Raw genomic sequence first — 19,943 nt, 5'->3', positions numbered from 1 at the left:
ACCAGTTGCATGATACGTCAACCTTTAACTAAAAATATTTTGAAATTGCAGGTAGACGAGTTGAAATTACTTTCAACTCGTCGGAAATTGCAATAACAACCAATCAGAATCCACCAGCCTCCCCCACGGTTTGGGAGGCCGCGCCACCAATCCTAGTAGCAAATACTAAAGCCGGCATGAAGCAAGAGTTTTCTCTTAAGCTTCAAGCCGGCTAAAGGTGCAAAAGCTGTGATTAGCTTTCTTCGCCTACTGCTTCTTCCGGGTTGTCGGTAGAACCAGCACCGGTGATAACTCCGGTCAGCTGTACTTCCGTTACGTTGATTTCATCATCGGAAGGAAGTTTGGTTACCCACACAATCACCGAGTCATAAGAGGTTGGATCCTCTTCCAAGTCGATGGCAGTACGACCACGCGAGAGCGTGCCTTCGCCCAGCTGCGTGAGCTCATCAGCGTTGAACTGCGACGCGGTGAAGTCAGCAGCGTTGGCGCCATAGATGACAACTTCTGCCCCAGACGACCCCTGATGGGAGATCAAGACATCACGCAGTTGTGCGGAGTTTTCTGAAGTAACCACGATTCCCAAGCCGGTTTCATCGCCGGTCCAAGCGGTGTCGCGGTCATCATCGACAGCCTCACCTACGATGCGGCCAGTAGGGACCTCAATGGCGGAGGCCATCGGTAGCATCACCGGCGGTGAAGTTGCCAGCGTTGGCTCTGCAGATTCTTGGCTTTCCAGCGGTGCACTTGCCACTGGGTTGGCCTCTGAATCCTTGCCGATCAAAGAAGTGATCCAGGTGGTCAACGCAGCCATCAAGACCACGAAGAAGATCACTGCGGTACCAACGACAATCGCACCTACGCGCGTATAGCTGCGGGCGCCAAAGCCTGCGGTTTCCTCCGGGATATCCTGTCGCGCCAGCGGCTCTTCTGGCATAGGAAGCGCCTCAACCGGCTCTTGCTCTTCTTGCTCATCAGTCTCTACTGGTGCGTAATCCCGCAAACCAGCGGCGATTTCTTCGAGGGAATGATCCGCGTCCTTATCGCCTAAGTCCACCAGAACCTGTGGGGTTGGAGTGGAAGCATCGACAAGCAAGCGAAGTGCAGAAGACAAAGACTTGCGGTCGGTCTCTTCAGTCGCCTCATTAAGCACTGCCGGGAAAGCCAGCACCGCTACCCCATCGGTGGAAATGCGGATGCGGGAACGGTTATCAATACCTACCGCAAGCCCTTCTTCGTGAGCGGTGGCGGAATCCTCCACCAGTGGCGCCAGTGCGCGAGCTACAGCGTGCGGATCCAAGCTGCCGGACTCGGCAACGGTTGCCAGATCAGAGCCCTCGACCCAGTCCGCTACAACCAAGCAACCTGAGCGGTAGCCCAAGATTTCCACACCGGTTGGCATGGTGTCGAGGTTGAGCTCAGCAAGCTTGCGGGTATTGCGCGATACCAGCGCTGAACGACGTGCTGCCTCTGCTGGAGGAGCTGGCGCCAGCGGTGCCTGGGAGGTGGTGTCAACGAATGTGAGAGCCACGGTGCGACCCGTATCTTGCTCCCGGGCTTGCCAGAAGCGTGCACCTGGGACGGAACCGCAGTCACGCAGCAGGCGGAAGCGGCCATCGGAAACTGGTGCACCAGGGACCAAGCGTGGGCCGCGCACAATACCTGCGGACATTGGTGGTGGAACTGGCGAAGAGTTGAATGCATCCAGGCCGTAGATAGGCTGGATTTCGGCCATCTCTGGTGCTTCCACGTTGATGCCATCTTCGGTGCGCACGCGGATGAAACGGCTGAGACCAGGGATCCTCTGCAGCGCGCGGCCCAGGTTGACAACCTCCGGCAAGCTCGAGCGACCCAAGACCACACCGGTGGTGATCACGAAGATGACGCCAACAATCGCGAGCAGCAGTAAGAAGACCACGCTCGGAACAGAATCTGGCAGCAGCCAGTTCATCAGCCACATCAGCAGCGCAGAAGGCACCAAGCCGACCAGGGAAGCGCCCACAGCCCAGTAGGTAGTGGACATAACTTCCTTGCCACCGAGGTTGCCCAGCTTGCGACGCAGCAAGAAAGCACCGATGACGGCACCGGCAATGAAACCGAAGCCGTTGGAGGCCGCGAGCAAAATAACCACGCGCTCAGGAGAACCTGCCACCAGTGGTGAGAGCATGGTCAACACAACCTTGGTGAAGATGGTGCCGGCAATAATATAGGTCGGAATCCAAGCTTCTTCACGCGCGTAGAACACGCGCAGGTGCAAAAGCACCAAGGCATAAGGAATCAGCGTAAACGCCGAGAACGACAGCGTAAGTCCCAAAAGCTCGGCGTCATCGGCGGAGAAATTATTGTACTGGAAGAGCCCGCGCGCAATCGGAACGCCAAAAGCAGTCATGAAAATGACGATTGGAATCAGCGCAATAAAGGTCAGTTTGGTGCCCAAAGTCAGGTCGCGAACGACGGCCTTGACGTCACCTTCGGCAGCGTTGCGCGAGAGCCTTGGCATAATCGCCGTGAGCAAAGTGACGCCAATGATGCCGTAGGGAACCTGCAAAAGCAGCCATGCTTGCTGGTAAGTAAACGGTGCTGCTTCATCGGCAAGCGCGCCGATACGGGAGGTGACGATGTAGCCGAATTGGGAAATTGCCACGTAGGCAACAATGGCAATCGCCATGTTTCCGAACTGCTTTAAGCGTGCATCCAGGCCCCACAAAGGCTTGATATTGATGCCGGCCTTTTTGATATAAGGCATCAAAATCGCGCACTGGATAATCACACCCAAGGTGGTACCAGCAGCCAGTAGCAGCACGTGTGGATCTGTTACTGGAGATGCTTCAGCGGCATTGAGCTGGCCGGGAACAAACTGATAAGCCAGCAAGACTGAGATAGAAATGACGTTATTAGCCACTGGCGCCCAGGCCGCGGGGCCAAAGATGTGCTTGGTGTTGAGCACTGCTTGGAACAGCGCAAACAGGCCATAGAAGAAGATCTGCGGGAGCAGCAGATAGGCAAAACTTGTTGCTTGCGTGGTGTTGACCTGGCCGGTTTCCGGCAGCATCATCTTCACCAGTTGAGGCGCGAAGACAATGGACAGCAAGGTAATAGCCCCCAGCAGCGTGACTGCCAGGGTAAACAGTCTTCGCACGAAGGCTTCGCCGTGGTCGGCGTCTTCCTTTTCCGCACGCACCAGCACCGGGACCACAAGCGAGGTCAACACGGCGCCGAGGACGATTTCCGTAATCAGGTTGGGCAGCTGGTTTGCTGTCGTAAACGCCGATGCAATCGCCGCACCCAAAGAAGAACCAATGAGCACGTTGCGGATAAAGCCCGTGATGCGTGACAGTAGCGTCGCTACCGCCATGGAGCCGGTCGCGCGCACGACGTCGCCGTCACTGGTTTGGGTCGCCTGCGCTGATTTCAGCGTTGACTTATCCTCTACCGCTGGCGGTACTGGCTCCGGCTTTTTCAGCTCCGGTACGGGAGCTGGTGGCGAAGGCGCAACGATGCGTTGGCGCAAGCCGACCGAGGAACCTTCAGCTTCTTCAGAGCCCCCTTCCGGCGAGGTTTCTTCAGAACCTCCGTCGTTGTTCAGCGCAGGAATATTGGCCGCGGCAACAGCGGTTGCGGCAGCGTCTTCCTCCGTGACAGAAGGGGCAGTAGCATTTGACGGAGAAACAGGTTGGTCCTGCTTCTCCGTCGAACTCAGAGATTTAGGTTTGTCGTCCACGTTTCTTCTTCCGACTAATCCTCACCACCACGGCAAGGACAAAGATCAAGGCACACGCTATGGCGGCGCCATAGATGTTTACGATACCGCCTCGAGTCTGCACAGCGATGTTGGCAGGCTCGGAGATTGTCGCACCGTCTTCAGTGGCGAGCCACATAGAAATATTTGTTCGCTCCTGCCGCTCAGGCATGGAAGCGGTTAATGACACCGTAATCGAACCTTTTGCCGGAATGACGATGTCTTCGGACGTGTTCAAACTAACGGCGTCATTGCTGTCATATTCCAACTTCGCGCGCACCGGCAACGGCAACGCATTTTCCGCTACGACCAGCAGCGGCGAGGAATCCGAGGTACGCGTGTACACATTGCCCGGTGGGATCAAATTCACCGCATCGCGCAATGTGCGCAGCACCACGTTATCTTCCTGCAAACGGCGGTTCGCAGTGCTCACCGCGTCATCATGACTGTGCAAGGAATCGCGCTTGGTCATCGACAGGGCTGCGAGCAAATCACGGCGCAGCGGCAAGGTAAAGCCATAACGCGTCATCGCGATGGATTCGCTATTTTCCATCATCATGGTCAGCTCATCGGTATAACGAGCTTGCTGAGCGATGCGCTGGATTTCCGGATCAGTAAAAGCCGCCGGGTCAGACACCGCTTGTACCCCAGTGCTATCCATAGGTAGACCCGGCTCTTGATCGGTAGTGCGCATTTCTACTTCAGTAAGCGGGCGTAGCTCGGGCAGCTTATCGACGGCATCGAGTACCGCCTCGGCTGTCGATGGCTCCAAGTAATTCGGCAACTTCACAATATTCGGCGAAGCATCGGTGTTTCCGTTATCAACACCGTTTGCTTCTCCGCCTTCTCGGGCATCCTGCAAGAAGACTGCCGATGCCGCTGAGAGATCGCGAGCATGCACAGAATCCGTGGTGAAGTCATAACGCAGCCACGGATCGGTATACGCGGTGGTTTGGGGCCTCGTGCCCGCTTGCGCCAGCAGCGCTGCTTGGTTGGCGTCGAAAGTTGCTGCCTGACCTTCCCAGCCGGTGTTATCCGCAACTAAGAAAGGCACTTCGGTCTTGGTTTCTGAATAACCTGACGCCGGGACGATCAGATCAGAGGCAACTTCTTTGCCCGTAATTGCGCGAATGGTTTCTTTACCGCGTTCGGTGGCTTCAACATTGAGCCAGTTGTTATTAACGCGCGCGACCGCATTGGGATCAGTATTTGCCCACGGCATCGCGATGAGACAATTCAACTGTGAAACACGCTCGACCCAGCGCTTGGCATCGGCAGCACCGGTGCCGGGAACGCCTTCGTCATAGTCATCATTATCAAACCAGGAATCGCGCAGGCGTTTGCGCTCTTTAACAATTGGCGGATGCTTATCGGCCACGTTATAGCCCTCACTCATGCGATCCACCGTGTCTAAAAGGGCCGGATCGATAGCGACGCAGGCGCCATCGCCTAACTTATGGTCCTCGTAGATATCAACGAGGCGATCCAAACGACCACCGTTGGCTAATTGCTCGGCCAAGGATTCATCGTTAAGCACCAGCGGGCTATCGCCGGTTTCTCCTGGCGCGATATTGGTCTGTGCAGTAATGGGATAGATCAGAGTCGAGGGTGCAAATGAATCATCCGCACCGGGAATCTGGCCATCGGCGTCGGTGACAGTGAGCAAGAAGCGGTCATCGGCAAGCGCAACTGGCTCCCCATCGAGGGTGCCTGTTAGCGACAACATGACGGGATAAACACCTGGGTTAGTAATCGCCAAGGTGGCTTCATCTTCTAAGCCGACAGCGATATCAATATCTTCGGTGGCGCTATCCCCCGGTGCCATTGCCGCTGGGAATACCGTGGAGCCATAATAGGGAAAATCCCCGTGTGCTAGCTGTTGCTGTGCTGACTCGGCGTCTGTGACCTGCGGGCCGCGACGAGCCGTAACCTGAAGGTTTTCCAGCGTGCCCATGGTGTCATTGGAAATTTCCATCCCAACATTGAAGCGCTCATCTAACTCCACGCTGCCCGGATTGGTGGTGAGCTCAAAGCCCACGCGATCATCGCGGCGGGTTGACAGGCTCTCCCAGCCTGGGTGTTGAACGGCTACGTCACTATCTTCTTGGACATATTCCTGAGCGGACGCCGTTGGCGTCTGCTCAACTAGCGGCACACCACCAAGTGCCAAAGGCATGGTTAAAGCCGCGGCAGCGGAAATGCCCGCTGCGCGCTTTATGGGAAGATCCCACAAAAAGTGCCTTGACCTCACCGTCATCACCGCGGGGTTGCCCTTCCTGCTGCGGCTTCCTTTCGTGCGAGATCCGGGAGCTGATCATGCGCCAAGCGCGCGAGCTTGCGTTCATCGGCATAGGCCAAATGCTCAATCAACGTGGCCACTGGAACCCAGGCCACCTCGGTGACCTCAGGATCTTCGTCATTTAAGATGCCATCGACAAAGCGCAAGAGGAAGTGGTGCACCGTTTTGTGAATGCGCACGCCATCGGAGACGAACCAATAATCAATGACACCCAACTCAGAGATAACCTCTCCATGGATGCCAGTTTCTTCCCACACCTCGCGCTGCGCGGTGAGGTCTTTGGGCTCTCCATCTTCGACATGGCCCTTCGGCATGGACCACAACAGGCGGCCGCGGCGATCAAGCCTGCCAATTAGCGCGACGTAAATGCGGGTGAGATCTACTTCCCCGTCTTCACCGACTGCCTCAGCTAATCCGGACACCACTAAGCCACCCGCTGAGGTTTCATCGCGGGTTACCATTTTATTTGTCGAGCGCGCCTGGCGTTGCGGCCGTTGCGCTGGGCGGCGTTTGCGCCGCTTCCGGTTAGCGTGGTTAGTCATCCCTGCTTATCGTAGTAGACTCCAAGGCGTGGATTTACAGGACACTCAGCTAATGGGACTTCTCGCCCGTGCAGACTCGACCATTGCAGGCTTAAGTGATCTTTTATCCGGCTTGATATCCGAATTTTCGCGCCGCGGACACTCCCTCTATTTAGTAGGTGGCTCCGTTCGTGATGCTTTGTTGGGCCGTTTGGGTAATGACCTAGACTTCACCACTGATGCCCGGCCTGAGGTTGTTCATGAGATCTTGGACGGCTGGGCGGAGACAACGTGGGATACTGGCATTGAGTTTGGCACGGTCTCTGCGGTGTACAAGGGCCAGCAGATTGAAATCACTACCTTCCGCGCTGATCTTTATGACGGGGATAGCCGTAACCCGGAGGTCACGTTTGGCAACACGCTTGACGATGACTTGATTCGCCGTGACTTTAAAGTCAACGCCATGGCAATCGAGCTGCGTGCCGATGACACCCGGGAATTCTTTGACCCGATGGCAGGTCTCAAGGACTTGCAGGCGGGGATCATGGACACTCCGGCTGCCCCGGAGCTTTCTTTCCGTGATGACCCGCTGCGGATGCTGCGTGCCGCGCGCTTTGTATCTCAGTTGGAATTTGGTGTCAGCGATCGCGTGCGTAAAGCCATGACCGACATGGCTGAGGAAATCCGTCGCATTACTGTTGAGCGCATCCAAGTAGAGATGGACAAGCTCATCCTCGGCGCGGCGCCATGGGATGGCATCGACCTGCTCGTGGAGACTGGTCTGGCGCAGATCATCTTCCCCGAAATTCCTGCGATGGCCATGGAGCCAGATGAGCATGCGCAGCATAAGGATGTCTACGCGCACTCGCTAACAGTTCTTCGCCAAGCAATGGAACAAGAAGAAGACGGCCCCGATCTGGTACTGCGTTGGGCAGCCCTGCTGCATGACATCGGCAAGCCCGATACCCGCGATGTCACCGACGGCAAGGTTAGCTTCCACCAGCATGAGATTGTGGGAGCGAAATTAGCTCGCCGCCGTATGCGTCAGCTGAAGTACCCAAAGGCAACCATTTCGGAGATTTCCGAGCTAGTGCGCTTGCACATGCGCTTCCACGGTTTCGGCGACGGCCAGTGGACGGACTCTGCAGTGCGCCGCTACGTCAACGATGCCGGTGAATTGCTGCCGCGTCTACACAAGCTTGTGCGCGCCGACTGCACGACCCGCAACGAACGTAAGGCGCGACGCCTGCAACGCACCTATGATCATTTAGTAGAGCGCATTGCGGAAATTCAAGAAAAAGAAGGCATCGCCGCGGTCCGTCCAGATTTGGATGGCAATGAGATCATGGAAATTCTAGATCTCAAGCCTGGCCCCGAAGTTGGTCAAGCGTGGGCCTTCATGAAAGATTTGCGACTCGAGGTCGGCCCGCTGTCGCGGGACGAAGCTATTGCGGAGTTGCTGAAATGGTGGGAGTCTAAGAAATGATGTACGCCGATAGATTATTCAACGCCTTAGAGCGCAACGAGCCAGGCCCTGGCCAAATGCTGGTGTCTGCGCCGGGCACGATGTCCCCGCACTTTAACCGCACCGTTTTGCTCGTCATTGAACACACTGATTCCATGAGCTTCGGCGTGGACCTGACATCCCGCAGCGAGGTCGCCGTATTTAACGTGCTGCCGGACTGGTTACCGGTCATCGCTAAGCCGCAAGCTCTCTACATCGGTGGTCCACTCAACCAGCAATCCGTGGTCGGATTGGCCATGACCAAGACGGGCGTGAATATCGATGCCCAACCGCAACTCAACCGCCTAGCTCCGCGCCTTGCACACGTGGACATGCGCACTGATCCAGAAGAACTGGCAAACTACGTCGACGGTGTACGTCTTTTTGCAGGCTACGCCGAATGGGGTCCCGGACAGCTTAATGATGAGATTGAGCGCGGTGATTGGTTTGTCACCCCTGCCCTGCCTCAAGACGTGATTACGCCGGGCTCTGCGGACTTGTGGGGCGATGTCATGCGCCGCCAGGACATGCCCTTGCCGCTGTATGCGACCTTCCCCGAAGACCTCGAATCCAACTAGAGATTTTCTCTGCAGAAAATATCCGTCGAGAAGCCCCCGCACCGGAGTTGGTACGGGCTGAATCTCACTGCCCACGTTTAATTTTGCGCTGATACAGTATCCTCATGCGTGCTGAGGAGATAAAGAAGGGGATCAAGGATTCCTGGGCGGTAGGCATCGGACTAATTCCCTTAGGGTTAGCGTTCGGACTTTTGATGGTCCAAACAGGCTTCGCGTGGTGGTGGACGCCCATATTTTCCATCGTCGTCTACGCCGGTTCGATGGAATTTCTGGCCATTCCCATGGTCTTAAACAACACCAGCGTTGCCGCATCTATCATCACCGGCTTCATGGTGAATTTCCGGCACATGTTCTACGGACTAACCTTTCCCCGCCATCGTATTAATTCGGGTCCTGGGAAGGTCTACTCCACCTACGCGCTTACCGATGAGTCCTATGCAATCGTCTCGGCCATGCCGCGAGATCTGCAACTTACAGGACCGCGCATCTTAAGTATTCAAATTCTGTGCCAACTCGCGTGGGTCGGTGGCGGCATTATCGGCGCACTCGCCGGCCAAATCATTCCACCCAATTTAGAAGGACTGGAGTTTGCTCTGGTCGCTCTCTTTGTTGTGTTGATGATGGACTCGTTTAAAAATAACCAGGACTACTCTCTCCCACTTACCGCAGGAGTCTTTGGAGTTATCGCCGCGGTCATCTTCCCTAACCAGATCTTGATGGTGGCTCTGACGGCCTACCTTGCGGTGTTGCTTCTGCGCTTTTACTCGCCACAGATTGATCAAAAGATGGAATGGCGAAAGGGGACTAAATAATGCCTGCTGGCGTAAGCCTGGGGATGGTCCTTGCGGTTATCATCCCGCTGTTCATCGTCACGGTAGCTCTTCGTGCACTTCCCTTTAGTCTGCTGCGCTACCTGCGCAACAGTGAGTTCATGGCGGTGCTGGGCCGCACCATGCCAGTCGGCGTTATGACGGTGCTGGTGGTCTATACCTGGCATGGGCAACTAGAAGCCTCCGGTGGTTTCCTTTCCGTTGCCATTGCGGTTGCCGCGACCTACCTACTGCACAAATGGCGTCGGGATGTAGGCCTATCCATTTTGGGCGGCACGGTTACCTATATGTTGTTGGTCAACCTGGTCTTCTAAATAATGCCTCTGCAAGGTTTCACGTGAAACCTTGCAGAGGCATTCTGTTGCTTTGGAGGTGATGTTATCGGGTTGGAGATTTCGTGACGTGCTTAAAGGCGTGGGAAAAGTGCCTGGGCTTCCGACCACAAACCTTCGAATTCCTGCGAATCGATATAGGTCGCTTCAATATCGGGGAATTGGCCATAGGTTTCCGGGTGTGGAACCTGTTTGGTGGGCATATCAATATTGCCTTCACGCGCATCGCCTGCTGCAGCGCCCACGATGGAGTTATTGGGGTCTAAAGCAATCAAGCGCAACATCTCGCACACTTGGCTATTGAGCTCTTTGAGCTCGGCGATATGGATGGCCATGCCTGCGCCGGGAACAGACAAGGTGGTGCGTACGTAGTGAATGGTGTCCATGGTCTGACAGTCTATCTAAGCCGCCGGCTCGGTTTCTTCCTTGCCGTAGTGCGCGGCAAGCCATGAGCAGATCATCAACTGAATCTGGTGGTAAATCATCAGTGGCAGAATCAGCAGACCCAGCGCCGCGCCCGAGCCGAACATGACCGAAGCCATGGGCAAACCTGTCGCTAGAGACTTCTTGGAACCACAAAATTCCGCTGCGATGGTATCGCCGCGATTAAAGCCTATGCGCTTACTAATTACGCGGGTAAGAAAGAGCATGAAGCAGACCAGAACGGCAGAGAAGACAACGAGGAAGATAACTTCGCCGACAGAGATTTGCCCCCACACCCCGGCAACCACGCCGGAGGAAAAGGCTGAGTAGACGACCATGGCAATGGATCCGCGGTCAACTACTTTGGTGGCTTTATTCGCCGCGAAATTCTTCACCCACGGGCGCAAGAGCTGTCCGAGGATAAATGGTGCGAGAAGCTGAAGTGCAATCTCCCCGAAGACCGAGGCATCGATGTGGATTCCGCCGGCGGAATTCATCAGGAGCATCACCAGCACTGGGGTGGCGATAACGCCGACGAGGTTGGAAGCAGATGCGGCCACGATGGCTCCGGCTACATTGCCGCGACCTATGGAAGTAAAAGCCACCGAGGACTGCACGGTTGAAGGAACCAGGGTGAGGAATAGAATACCGAGGTACATCTCATCGGTAATAAATAACGTCAGTGGCCGCAGGGCTAGTCCGACGATGGGAAAGAGCACGAAAGTAAACATCAAGATGGTCAGATGCAGCTTCCAGTGCTTTAGGCCATTGAGCGCTTCTTGCGTGGATAAACGTGCGCCATAGAGAAAGAACAACACCGCGATCGCGATACTGACCAGTGTTGAAAACACTTCGGCGAACTGCCCCCGGGCCGGGAAGATAATGGCGATGATGACCGCCGAGATAATCAAAACAATAAGTGGGTCGACCTTTTTCAAGCGCTCAAGCATGAGTGTTAGCTTACGCAGTGCACTCGCTTGGGGCGAGAATTAGGAAAAGGGGCAAGATAACTGCCCCTTTTCCAGTCTGCTTATTGTTCACGGAATCTGCGCTGGTGTTTAGGCTGCTGCGACTTCTTGTGTTTCACGAGGAACTGGATTCTCGCTCGTCACTTCTGGCTTCAATACCGGGCGCAGAAGCAGCATCGCGATGCCAATGACGAGGAGGACACTAGCCTCGTGGACCAACATGCCAATGGACATGGTCACTCCACCCAGGAGCACACCCGCCAGCAGAACTGCGACGGTTGCCAGTGCGATGACGATGTTGAGCGTCATGGTTCGTACGGTGCGTTGAGCGAGGTGTAGTGCATAGGGCAAGCGTGGTAGCTTATCTGCCATTAGCGCGATATCCGCGGTTTCAATAGCGGCGGGTGAGCCTGCTGCGCCCATGGCTACACCGATGTCTGCTTGGGCCAGGGCTGGTGTGTCATTGACGCCATCTCCGACCATGGCCACGACATGGCCGCGGCTTTGTAGTTCCTTGACCAAGTCCAGCTTATCTTCCGGCATCATCTCGGCGTGAACTTCATCCACGCCTAATTCGCGTGCGACGTTTTCGGCAACGCGTTGGGCGTCACCAGTTGCCATGACAACCTTGATGCCATTGTCATGAAGGGATTTAACGGCGGCAGGTGCATCGCTGCGGATGGTATCGGCAACTGCGACCAATCCAATGGCACGGCCATCGACGCCGACGTACATGGCGGTCTTGCCTTGAGTGTTTAATTCCAGGACCCGATCCTCACTGGGGGTTTCATCGAGAAGCTCGGCGGAGCCCACTGCGACGACGTGCCCATCAACTTTAGCCCGAATACCCTTGCCCATCACTGGTTGTGCACTTTCTACTAGCTTGACTTCTAACCCACGGGTCTTGGCACCGCGAATGATGGCATCGGCAAGCGGGTGCTCGGAGGCGGTTTCTGCGCGCGCAGCGAGCTGCAGAACCTCGTTAGAGGTATAAGCAGGGTCGAGTACTTCGACGTCAGTAAGTTCTGGTTGTCCATTGGTTAAGGTGCCAGTCTTATCGACGACAACGGCGTCTATCTTCGCGGAGGTCTCCAGGTATTCCCCACCCTTAATGAGCACGCCATCCCTGGCCGAGCGACCAATGCCGGCGACGATGGAGACGGGGATAGAGATAACCAGAGCACCTGGACATGCGATAACCAGCAAGGTCAGTGCCAGTTCCACGTTTTGCGTGATGAGGCCAACTGCTAAAGCCGCGATCATGACTCCTGGGGTGTACCACTTGGAAAAGCGTTCCAAGAATGTCTGCGTCTTTGCCTTATCATCCTGCGCATCTTCTACGCGGTGGATGATTTTTGCCAAGGTGGAATCTGATCCCACCGCTGTTGCCTCGACGTGAAGTACGCCACTGCGTAACCAGGTTCCCGCGAAGACCTCTGTGCCCTCGGATTTTTCCGCTGGGACGGACTCACCAGTAATGCTGGCTTCGTCCACTCCCCCGAACCCGGATATAACCCGGCCATCCACGGGGATTTGTTCGCCATTGCGAACCAGGACTTTCTCCCCGGGCATTAACTCCCATACTTCCACCGTTTCGGTAGAGCCGTCGTCGTGCAGTTTCAATGCCGTCTCCGGTGCGGAATCTACCAAGTCACTCAAGGCCTTGCGGGTGCGGTTCATCGTGGCCTTTTCCAATGCCTTACCCAATGCGAAGAGGAATGTGACGGCTGCGGATTCCCAATAGTTGTTGATAAACAGCGCACCGATGGCGGCGACGACGACCAATAGATCGATCGAGACCATCTTGATGCGTAGTGCCTGGATTGCGGAGATAGCGATATTCCAACCTGCTACAACTGCAGCAGCAATCATCAGAGCATCTGCGATTAATGATTCTGCGGGGCTTAACCAGGACAGCGCAATCAGCAGCGCTGATACGCCAACCACTCCCCACGTCTTCCACGTTTTCATTGTTCTTAAGTTCCTTCCCTCATTGGTGTTGTGCTGTCACCTTTAACGTTATGGGGGATGCAGTCGGGGTTCCTTGATCCAGATCAATGTTCGCGATACTGGTTTTCGTTGGTATGCGCACCGCAAATACAAAAAGCCTGTTCCTGATGATGGTCAGGAACAGGCTGTGCAATGAGCGGTCAGTAATTGCGGTTTCTCCGCTTACTGCCCGGTGGTTGCTTAGATGGCGGATGGCTTAACCGTGTATCCTACTTCTGACACGGCGTCGACGAGGTCGCGGATACTCGCCTTTGCGGGGTCGTGTTCTACAAGGACGCGGCCGGAAGAGAACTTCACCTCTGCAGACTCGACACCATCGAGGCCGCGTAGCTTATTCTCGATTTTCGCGATGCAGCTTGGGCAGGTGAATTCATCAGAGCGCAGGGTGGTCTTCTTCAATGCGGTTGGGGTGGTCATGGCTTCTCAGCTTCCTTTCACTTTCCTTCGTGCTTGCAATTACAATGTTAAAACGAAGTTAGGAAAGGTTCTTTGACGCCGATCAAAGAGCGTAGAACTTGTTATTCACCATCGGCAATGCGATCTAATGCTTGGGCATCGATGATGGACACCCACTCCCGCCCCGCGTCGATGAGTCCATCTTTTTTCATTTGCGACATGGCGCGGGAAGTGGACTCCAGGGTAGTTCCAGCCATCCCGGCGATATCGTCGCGTCGAAGGCGTATTTGCAGCAAGCTGCTGCCGTCTGGGCGCAGGTTCCCCAATTTGGCATCGAGCCTAAGCAGAACGGTAGCTACGCGCTGCACAACGGTCTTTGCGCTTTGATTGACATCTCTATCTCGTGCTTGCGCTAAGCGCGCGTGTTGCATCTGGACAATTGCTACTGCCAAAGCCGGGTGCTTAGCGATGACTTCTGCGAGACGGTCCGCAGGTAGGTACAACGCACAGGTGGTTTCCATTGCCCAGGCTGAATCCACCGCATACGAAGGATTCGTCTCTAGCGGTCCAATGATATCTCCTGGCGAGGCAATGTCGACGGTGATCTCACGGCCATCGATGGTATCGCGCACGACCCGTACCCGACCTGCCACAACGAGATAGGAACCCGATACCTTCTGCCCTGCCATCATGAGCGGATCACCCTCCGACCACGCCCACGAGGTGACGAAGGAATCCAGATCTAGATGTTCTTCGGGCTTGAGTTCCCGTGTAAGCGGTGAACGCGCCATGGCATCCAGACGGACGTCTAAAGAACAAGAATGCGGACGCGCACAATTGGGACGGACAGGGTTAGCGGACATGATTTCATTTTACCTGGTCACTAGTAGTATTTTCCGCTGTAGGCTAGTCGACGCGGTTTAGCTTTCGATGAGCTCTACGCTGAGATCGCGGGTGGGGATTCCATCGTCTTCTCCGAGGTCATGCTCTAGCCCAACATTTCCGAGAACGGTTTCTTCATCTTCCCCGGCTTCCAGCGACCACGTCTGAATCTCATCCCAAGAAGCACCACCGAAGTCATACTCCCCGAATGCAGTTCCAATATCGGTCAGGATAGTTTCAAAGTGCTGATCAAGATTGTTATTGCCCTGGACTTCAGCGTCCACGGAATCATCATCGATATCGACGTCGTAGACGATGGTGCCCTCGGTCTTGGTGCAGTCATCATCGTCATCGCACTGATATCCCATTCCCTCGAGTTCACTCTTGAGAGCGGCTTCATCGAATCGGCCCGAGCTCGATGCGGCGGTGTTCGTTGTTTCAGAGCTGGATTCTTCGGCGCTGGTGGTCTCAGAGGTTTCCTCTGAGGTCTCCTCCGTGGTTTCCGGAGACTCCTGGGTGGCGGTCTGGGTCATGGCGCCATTGTCCGTGCTGTCGTCATTAGACGCTTCCGTAGAACAGGAAGCTAACGCAAGGGCGGAAACGGCGAGTGCGGTAATAGCTACGGACTTATTCATGTCTCCATCCTCCCTTACTCAGCGGTAGATATCTTCCTTATGGCTACTTGGCCAGGAGATTGGCAGAAACCTTTATATTGTTACGCAGGTAACTCTTTTGTTCGGTATCCCCGCTGCTCTAAGCTGTGGAGGTTGGGGCTGTTGTTGCTACAGTCTTCTCGTGTAAAATAATAACGTAGTAATCCAGCGCCCGTCGGGATTACAATCGCACGTGGCGAGTATTTCGCAGAGAATTTCTACCCAGCGTCTCCCCGGATCATCTATTGATGTTCTTTAGGATAGGGCACCTATACCTTGGACTAATTTGAGTATAGAACTCATCAATGGTTGAGGAATCCCATTAAAGATAACCCTAAAGATCGGATCGCCGACGAATTCGCGCATTCTTCCCTATCGCAGACGGTTTAGTCGTAATATGAGTTATTCAATCATCGCTAAAATCTATAGTTAACGTTTTGAAATAGCTAAACTATCTCGGTTTGAAACTCGGTAGTAGTCCGCGCTCGAATAGCGTCACAGTGACGCTATTCGAGCGGGTTAGTACCTCAGCCCTGTTCGCGTGAAAATCAATTTTTCCTGTTGTGAAAGTCTACCGGCTGAGGAATTCGATGCGCTCATACAACAGTGAAATGCCACGCTGCGTACTTGGTGTACGCAGCGTGGCATCTCCTTTAGGTCCAATATTGGGATGGCTGTCAGTCAGTGTTAGTACCGGATAGCTATGCGGCCGTCAATCTTGCCGTTGCGCATACGATCGAAGACATCATTGACATCTTCGAGTGCACACTCGGTAACGGTTGGCTTGACGAGTCCGCGCGCGAAGAAGTCAAGAGCTTCCTTCATGTCTTGGCGAGTACCTACAAGGGAGCCGCGAATAGTCAGGCCCTTAAAGACAACGTTGAAAACAGAGGCTGGGAATTCTCCCGGTGGCAGTCCGTTGAAGACAATGGTTCCGGCGCTGCGCGCCATGCCAAGTGCTTGGCCAAACGCCTTCTCGTGAACAGCGGTAACCAGGACACCATGTGCGCCACCGTTGGTATAGTTCTGCACTGCTTCGCCGGGATCTTCGTTGAGAGCGTTAACGGTAAATTCTGCGCCCAGCTTGGATGCCAACTCGAGCTTGTCGTCGGCGATATCTACAGCAATGACGCGCATGCCCATGGCAACCGCGTACTGGACAGCGATGTGGCCCAGGCCGCCAATGCCGGAGATGGCCATGAACTGGCCCGGGCGGGTTTCGGAGACCTTCAGTGCCTTATACACAGTCACTCCTGCACATAGAATAGGTGCGGCCTCAAGGTAGTCCACTCCTTCCGGAATGCGCGCTGCGTAGCGGGTATCTACCAGCATGTATTGGCCGAAAGAGCCGTTCTGTGTGTATCCGCCGTATTCGGCATCAGCACAGTGGGTCTCACGTCCAGTGATACAAAATTCGCACGTTCCGCAGGCAGACCACAGCCAAGCGTTGCCGACGATATCGCCAACGTTGACGTCATGCTCGCCGGGGCCAAGCTCAACAACTTCGCCGACGCCCTCATGGCCAGGAACAAATGGTGGCTCTGGCTTAACCGGCCAGTCCCCTTCTAGTGCGTGAAGGTCTGTGTGGCAGATTCCGGATGTTAGTACTTTGACCAAGGCCTGGTTGGGTCCTGGCTTTGGTAGGTCGATTTCTTTGATGGTTACTTCAGGGCCGAATTTCTCGACAACAGCAGCATTAAATGTTTGGGGCGCGTCAGTGGACATCTCGCCTCTCCTATCTGACTCGAAGCAATGATTTTCCAGGCCTCTTTGATTAGTGACTTGGAGCATCCCATGTAGGGGATGTGACCCACATTGTATCAGTGCAAAAATGAGCGTGGGTGTACTTCTCATGCAAGAATGAGGGATAAAAAATCCCGGCTACATGAGCCGGGATAATTAAACTGCAGCGAACGCGATTTTTAGGTGCGGTCTACGTTCTTAGCTGCTTCGCGCAATGCCTCAAGGTCTACTTGTGGTGTCTCGGCAGAGGAACCGCATCCACCAGAACCGCAGTTGCATCCGCCTTCGGAGCTGCAGCCGCCATTTTCTTCCTGGTCTTTAAGGGTATAAAGGTGTGCCGCACGGGCACCGAGGTTAGAGCCCACGGAGATGGCAACGATCGCAACCAAAACGGTGGCAACTGGAATTAGCCACATCCAGCCTGAAGCACGGAAAGCTACCAAAGCACCGAAGAGAAGGGTGATTCCTGCGAAGATCCAGACTGGGCCGGCAACGACGTGCGAGCCATCCCAGGCCTCTTTGGACTTGCGTACATCAGGAATGCGCAACCCAAAATACTTGTTTCCCGGCAGTCGGCGGGCGGTAGCTAAACCACCAAAAACCAGCCAATACACGGCGAAAATCAACAGGATAATACCAACAGCGACCATGATGGTCATTCTAATCCCGGATCAGCGAAAATACCCAAACAGTAACTGTCGGAAACGTTCCGGCGTGGGCTAAAGTTAGTGCCGTGTCGCTTGACAGGTAATAGAGCCTGTCGGTGGCGAGCCCCTGTCGAATAGTTGTGAGTAGGTAGATCCCCGCCGCAGCACGTTTAAAGAATTGAAAACAATGTCTAAGTCAAAAGTGACAGACTCACTGTTGTTCAAGATCATCATCGCGATTGTTCTTGGCATCATTGTAAGTCTTTTTGCCCCAGAGTGGCTTGGGCGCATTTTCGCGACATTCAACGGTCTGTTCAGTAACTTCCTGAACTTCTTCATTCCGGTCTTGATTTTTGCGCTCATCGCTCCTGCGATTGCTGGGTTAGGAAAAGGAGCCGGAAAGTGGTTGGGATACACCACTGCTATCGCTTATGGTTCCACCATTATCGCCGGTGCGATCGCGTTCGTCACCGCAAAGCTGCTCTACCCAGTATTGCTTGGTAACCAATCTCTTGGATTGGATGTATCTGATATCGATGAAGGCTCACTAGCGCCTTATTTCGAAGTTGAGATGCCTGCACCGTTTGAGGTTATGACGGCCCTGCTGCTGGCATTCTGCGTTGGTGTTGCCATGACTGCGGTCAAAGCAGACACCATTTACAACGCTTCGCGCGAGCTGGAAGCCATCGTCATCAAGGTGATCTGGGGATTTGTTATCCCACTGTTGCCAATTTATATCTTCGGTATGTTCTTGGGCCTGGGTATGAATGGCAATCTGCTCGATGTGCTCTCGGCATTTGCTAAGGTGCTGGTGCTCTCGGTCGTAATGACCATTGCATACCTGATCTTGCAGTACGTCGTGGCGGGTGCCATCGCTAAGCGCAACCCGTTTAAAGCTTTGCGAACTATGGCGCCTGCGTACTTCACCGCGTTGGGTACTTCCTCTTCTGCAGCGACCATTCCGGTTACCCACCGTGCCGCACTGAACAACGGAATTTCTAAGCAGATTGCTGGTTTTGTCATTCCTTTGTGCGCGACCATTCACCTTTCAGGTTCGATGATTAAGCTGACCTTATATGGTTTTGCGGTCGTTTACCTTGCAGATTTGGACGTTAGCCTGGGAACCGCAGCAGGATTCATTTTGCTGCTGGGCGTCATGATGATCGCTGCCCCTGGTGTTCCAGGTGGCGCAGTCATGGTGGCTGTTGGCCTGATGCAAAGCATGATGGGCTTCGATGATTCCATGATTGCTTTGATGATTGCCGCCTACATCGCGGTCGACTCTTTCGGCACCGCAGCGAATGTCACCGGTGACGGTGCAATCGCGATGATCGTTGACCGCTTTGCTAAGAACAAGATGGTCGACCCTGATGACCCAGAGAACTTCCTGGGTGAAGAGGGCTACGAAGCAGAGTTCATTGAAGCCGTTGATGCTGAGACCAGCTCCGGAAAGCACGAAGAAAAATAGCTAGTTTGTATGCCGATACAATGTGAAATCGGCATAACAAAAGCCTGGTTCCTTCCTCTCGAAAGAGGAAAGAAGGAACCAGGCTTATTTTATTTCTTGGTCGCAGCTTTCATCGCGGAGACGTAGTCCGTGATTTCTTTCTTCAGAGCTTCCATGTCGGTAATGAAAGCTGGAGAATCCTCTGTTTCACGTGAAACGTAACCGTTGACAATCTTGGTGATTGCTGAGCCGGTAATCGCGCCAGCTGCGCCAGCGGCGATTGCTTCAGCAACGTGCTCTGGCGTAGAAATACCAAAGCCGAGAAGAGCTGGAGCACCGTTGTAGCGGTGGATGTTAGCAACTACTTCGTCGAGGCCGAGAGTTTGGGATTCTTGCTCAGTGCCGGTTACCCCGTCGCGCGAGACAGCGTAAATGTAGCCCTTAGAGTACTTAGCAACGCCTTCGAGAGTGCGCTCTGATGCGCGGGCCGGAGCGATGAATACTGGAGCTACCCCAGCCTTCTCAGCGGCGGCAGCAAAGGGTGCGCCTTCACGGACTGGAACATCCGGGATCAGGATGGCGTCAGCGCCAGCAGCACCGAATTCCTCGTAGAACTTATCTAGCCCACGGGTAAAAGGAACGTTGCCGTAGATGAGCATGCCGATGGGAGTATCAGGGAACTCTTCGCGGATTTGGCGTACCAAGTTGAGGGAATCATCAACGGATGCGCCATTGTCTAAAGCGCGGATGTGGGAGCCCTGAATGGTCGGGCCGTCAGCAACCGGGTCGGAGAAAGGAACGCCCAGTTCGAGAACATCAGCGCCTGCTTTAACGACGGTGCGGATGATTTCCATGCTGTCTTCAGGCGTTGGGTCATTGAGCATGAGGAAAGGGACGAATGCGCCTTCGTTCTTCTCCTCAAGTGCAGCAAAGAGTGCTTCAAAGCGGCTAGCGCCATCACGTGTTGTAGTCAT

At 54.6% G+C, this 19,943-nt stretch carries 17 protein-coding genes; 5 read left to right on the top strand and 12 right to left on the bottom strand.

Annotated elements, in window-relative coordinates; genetic code table 11:
• Window positions 1-232: 232 nt before the first annotated feature.
• Genes murJ through C5Y44_RS12505 form a run of 3 tightly spaced genes read right to left on the bottom strand, consistent with a single transcriptional unit; the run spans window position 233 to window position 6,577 of the window.
• The gene (murJ, locus tag C5Y44_RS12515) at window positions 233-3,718 is read right to left on the bottom strand and encodes a murein biosynthesis integral membrane protein MurJ (protein ID WP_199186060.1); all 3,486 of its coding nucleotides are present in this window, start codon (window positions 3,716-3,718) and stop codon (window positions 233-235) included.
• The gene (locus C5Y44_RS12510; protein WP_233189984.1) at window positions 3,702-5,969 is read right to left on the bottom strand and encodes a hypothetical protein; all 2,268 of its coding nucleotides are present in this window, start codon (window positions 5,967-5,969) and stop codon (window positions 3,702-3,704) included. Before C5Y44_RS12510 ends, murJ begins: the two co-directional genes overlap by 17 nt.
• Before the next feature lie 23 nt (window positions 5,970-5,992).
• Window positions 5,993-6,577 carry an NUDIX hydrolase gene (locus C5Y44_RS12505; RefSeq protein WP_105325240.1) on the bottom strand — a complete coding sequence of 195 codons (585 nt, stop codon included), beginning with the start codon at window positions 6,575-6,577 and terminating at the stop codon, window positions 5,993-5,995.
• A 28-nt stretch (window positions 6,578-6,605) separates the two neighbouring features.
• On the opposite strand from C5Y44_RS12505, the gene C5Y44_RS12500 reads away from it, so the two are divergent.
• The 4 genes from C5Y44_RS12500 to C5Y44_RS12485 all read left to right on the top strand — a co-directional run bounded on the left by C5Y44_RS12500 (window position 6,606) and on the right by C5Y44_RS12485 (window position 9,782).
• Window positions 6,606-8,042: a CCA tRNA nucleotidyltransferase gene (locus tag C5Y44_RS12500; RefSeq protein ID WP_105325239.1), complete on the top strand. Its 1,437-nt coding sequence runs from the start codon at window positions 6,606-6,608 to the stop codon at window positions 8,040-8,042.
• Window positions 8,042-8,638: a YqgE/AlgH family protein gene (locus C5Y44_RS12495; RefSeq protein ID WP_105325238.1), complete on the top strand. Its 597-nt coding sequence runs from the start codon at window positions 8,042-8,044 to the stop codon at window positions 8,636-8,638. The genes C5Y44_RS12500 and C5Y44_RS12495 overlap by 1 nt, the downstream gene beginning before the upstream one ends.
• Before the next feature lie 104 nt (window positions 8,639-8,742).
• Complete coding sequence (locus tag C5Y44_RS12490) at window positions 8,743-9,450, top strand: AzlC family ABC transporter permease (RefSeq protein ID WP_105325237.1); 708 nt, start codon at window positions 8,743-8,745, stop codon at window positions 9,448-9,450.
• Window positions 9,450-9,782, top strand: a complete 333-nt coding sequence (locus C5Y44_RS12485; RefSeq protein ID WP_105325236.1) for a branched-chain amino acid transporter permease — start codon at window positions 9,450-9,452, stop codon at window positions 9,780-9,782. The genes C5Y44_RS12490 and C5Y44_RS12485 overlap by 1 nt, the downstream gene beginning before the upstream one ends.
• Before the next feature lie 92 nt (window positions 9,783-9,874).
• On the opposite strand, the gene C5Y44_RS12480 is transcribed toward C5Y44_RS12485, so the two are convergent.
• The 8 genes from C5Y44_RS12480 to C5Y44_RS12445 form a co-directional block, all read right to left on the bottom strand.
• A complete protein-coding gene (locus C5Y44_RS12480) occupies window positions 9,875-10,186 on the bottom strand; it encodes a hypothetical protein (protein ID WP_105325235.1) in 312 nt (103 codons plus the stop codon).
• 15 nt (window positions 10,187-10,201) lie between these two features.
• Window positions 10,202-11,173 (bottom strand): bile acid:sodium symporter family protein, encoded by a 972-nt coding sequence (locus C5Y44_RS12475; protein WP_105325234.1) that lies wholly within the window; start codon window positions 11,171-11,173, stop codon window positions 10,202-10,204.
• Between the two features lie 108 nt (window positions 11,174-11,281).
• Window positions 11,282-13,162 carry a cation-translocating P-type ATPase gene (locus tag C5Y44_RS12470; RefSeq protein WP_105325233.1) on the bottom strand — a complete coding sequence of 627 codons (1,881 nt, stop codon included), beginning with the start codon at window positions 13,160-13,162 and terminating at the stop codon, window positions 11,282-11,284.
• A 219-nt stretch (window positions 13,163-13,381) separates the two neighbouring features.
• The gene (locus C5Y44_RS12465) at window positions 13,382-13,618 is read right to left on the bottom strand and encodes a heavy-metal-associated domain-containing protein (protein WP_105325232.1); all 237 of its coding nucleotides are present in this window, start codon (window positions 13,616-13,618) and stop codon (window positions 13,382-13,384) included.
• Between the two features lie 101 nt (window positions 13,619-13,719).
• A complete protein-coding gene (locus C5Y44_RS12460) occupies window positions 13,720-14,460 on the bottom strand; it encodes a Crp/Fnr family transcriptional regulator (RefSeq protein WP_233189983.1) in 741 nt (246 codons plus the stop codon).
• Between the two features lie 57 nt (window positions 14,461-14,517).
• Window positions 14,518-15,114 carry a hypothetical protein gene (locus C5Y44_RS12455; RefSeq protein ID WP_105325230.1) on the bottom strand — a complete coding sequence of 199 codons (597 nt, stop codon included), beginning with the start codon at window positions 15,112-15,114 and terminating at the stop codon, window positions 14,518-14,520.
• A gap of 705 nt (window positions 15,115-15,819) precedes the next feature.
• Window positions 15,820-16,857 (bottom strand): alcohol dehydrogenase AdhP, encoded by a 1,038-nt coding sequence (gene adhP / locus C5Y44_RS12450; RefSeq protein WP_105325229.1) that lies wholly within the window; start codon window positions 16,855-16,857, stop codon window positions 15,820-15,822.
• A gap of 197 nt (window positions 16,858-17,054) precedes the next feature.
• Window positions 17,055-17,525, bottom strand: coding sequence for an SdpI family protein (locus C5Y44_RS12445; RefSeq protein WP_066839544.1), 471 nt, complete (start codon window positions 17,523-17,525; stop codon window positions 17,055-17,057).
• Window positions 17,526-17,709: 184 nt separating this feature from the next.
• Between C5Y44_RS12445 and C5Y44_RS12440 the strand changes: the two genes are divergently transcribed.
• Window positions 17,710-18,990 (top strand): dicarboxylate/amino acid:cation symporter, encoded by a 1,281-nt coding sequence (locus tag C5Y44_RS12440; RefSeq protein WP_105325228.1) that lies wholly within the window; start codon window positions 17,710-17,712, stop codon window positions 18,988-18,990.
• 89 nt (window positions 18,991-19,079) lie between these two features.
• Here the strand turns inward: C5Y44_RS12440 and trpA are convergent, their stop codons facing one another.
• Complete coding sequence (gene trpA / locus C5Y44_RS12435) at window positions 19,080-19,943, bottom strand: tryptophan synthase subunit alpha (RefSeq protein ID WP_105325227.1); 864 nt, start codon at window positions 19,941-19,943, stop codon at window positions 19,080-19,082.

The sequence above is a fragment of the Corynebacterium sp. J010B-136 genome, assembly GCF_002967075.1.
Classification (GTDB): domain Bacteria; phylum Actinomycetota; class Actinomycetes; order Mycobacteriales; family Mycobacteriaceae; genus Corynebacterium.
The sequence above is the reverse complement of the archived record's forward strand: the minus strand, read 5'-3'. Positions and strand labels throughout refer to the sequence as shown.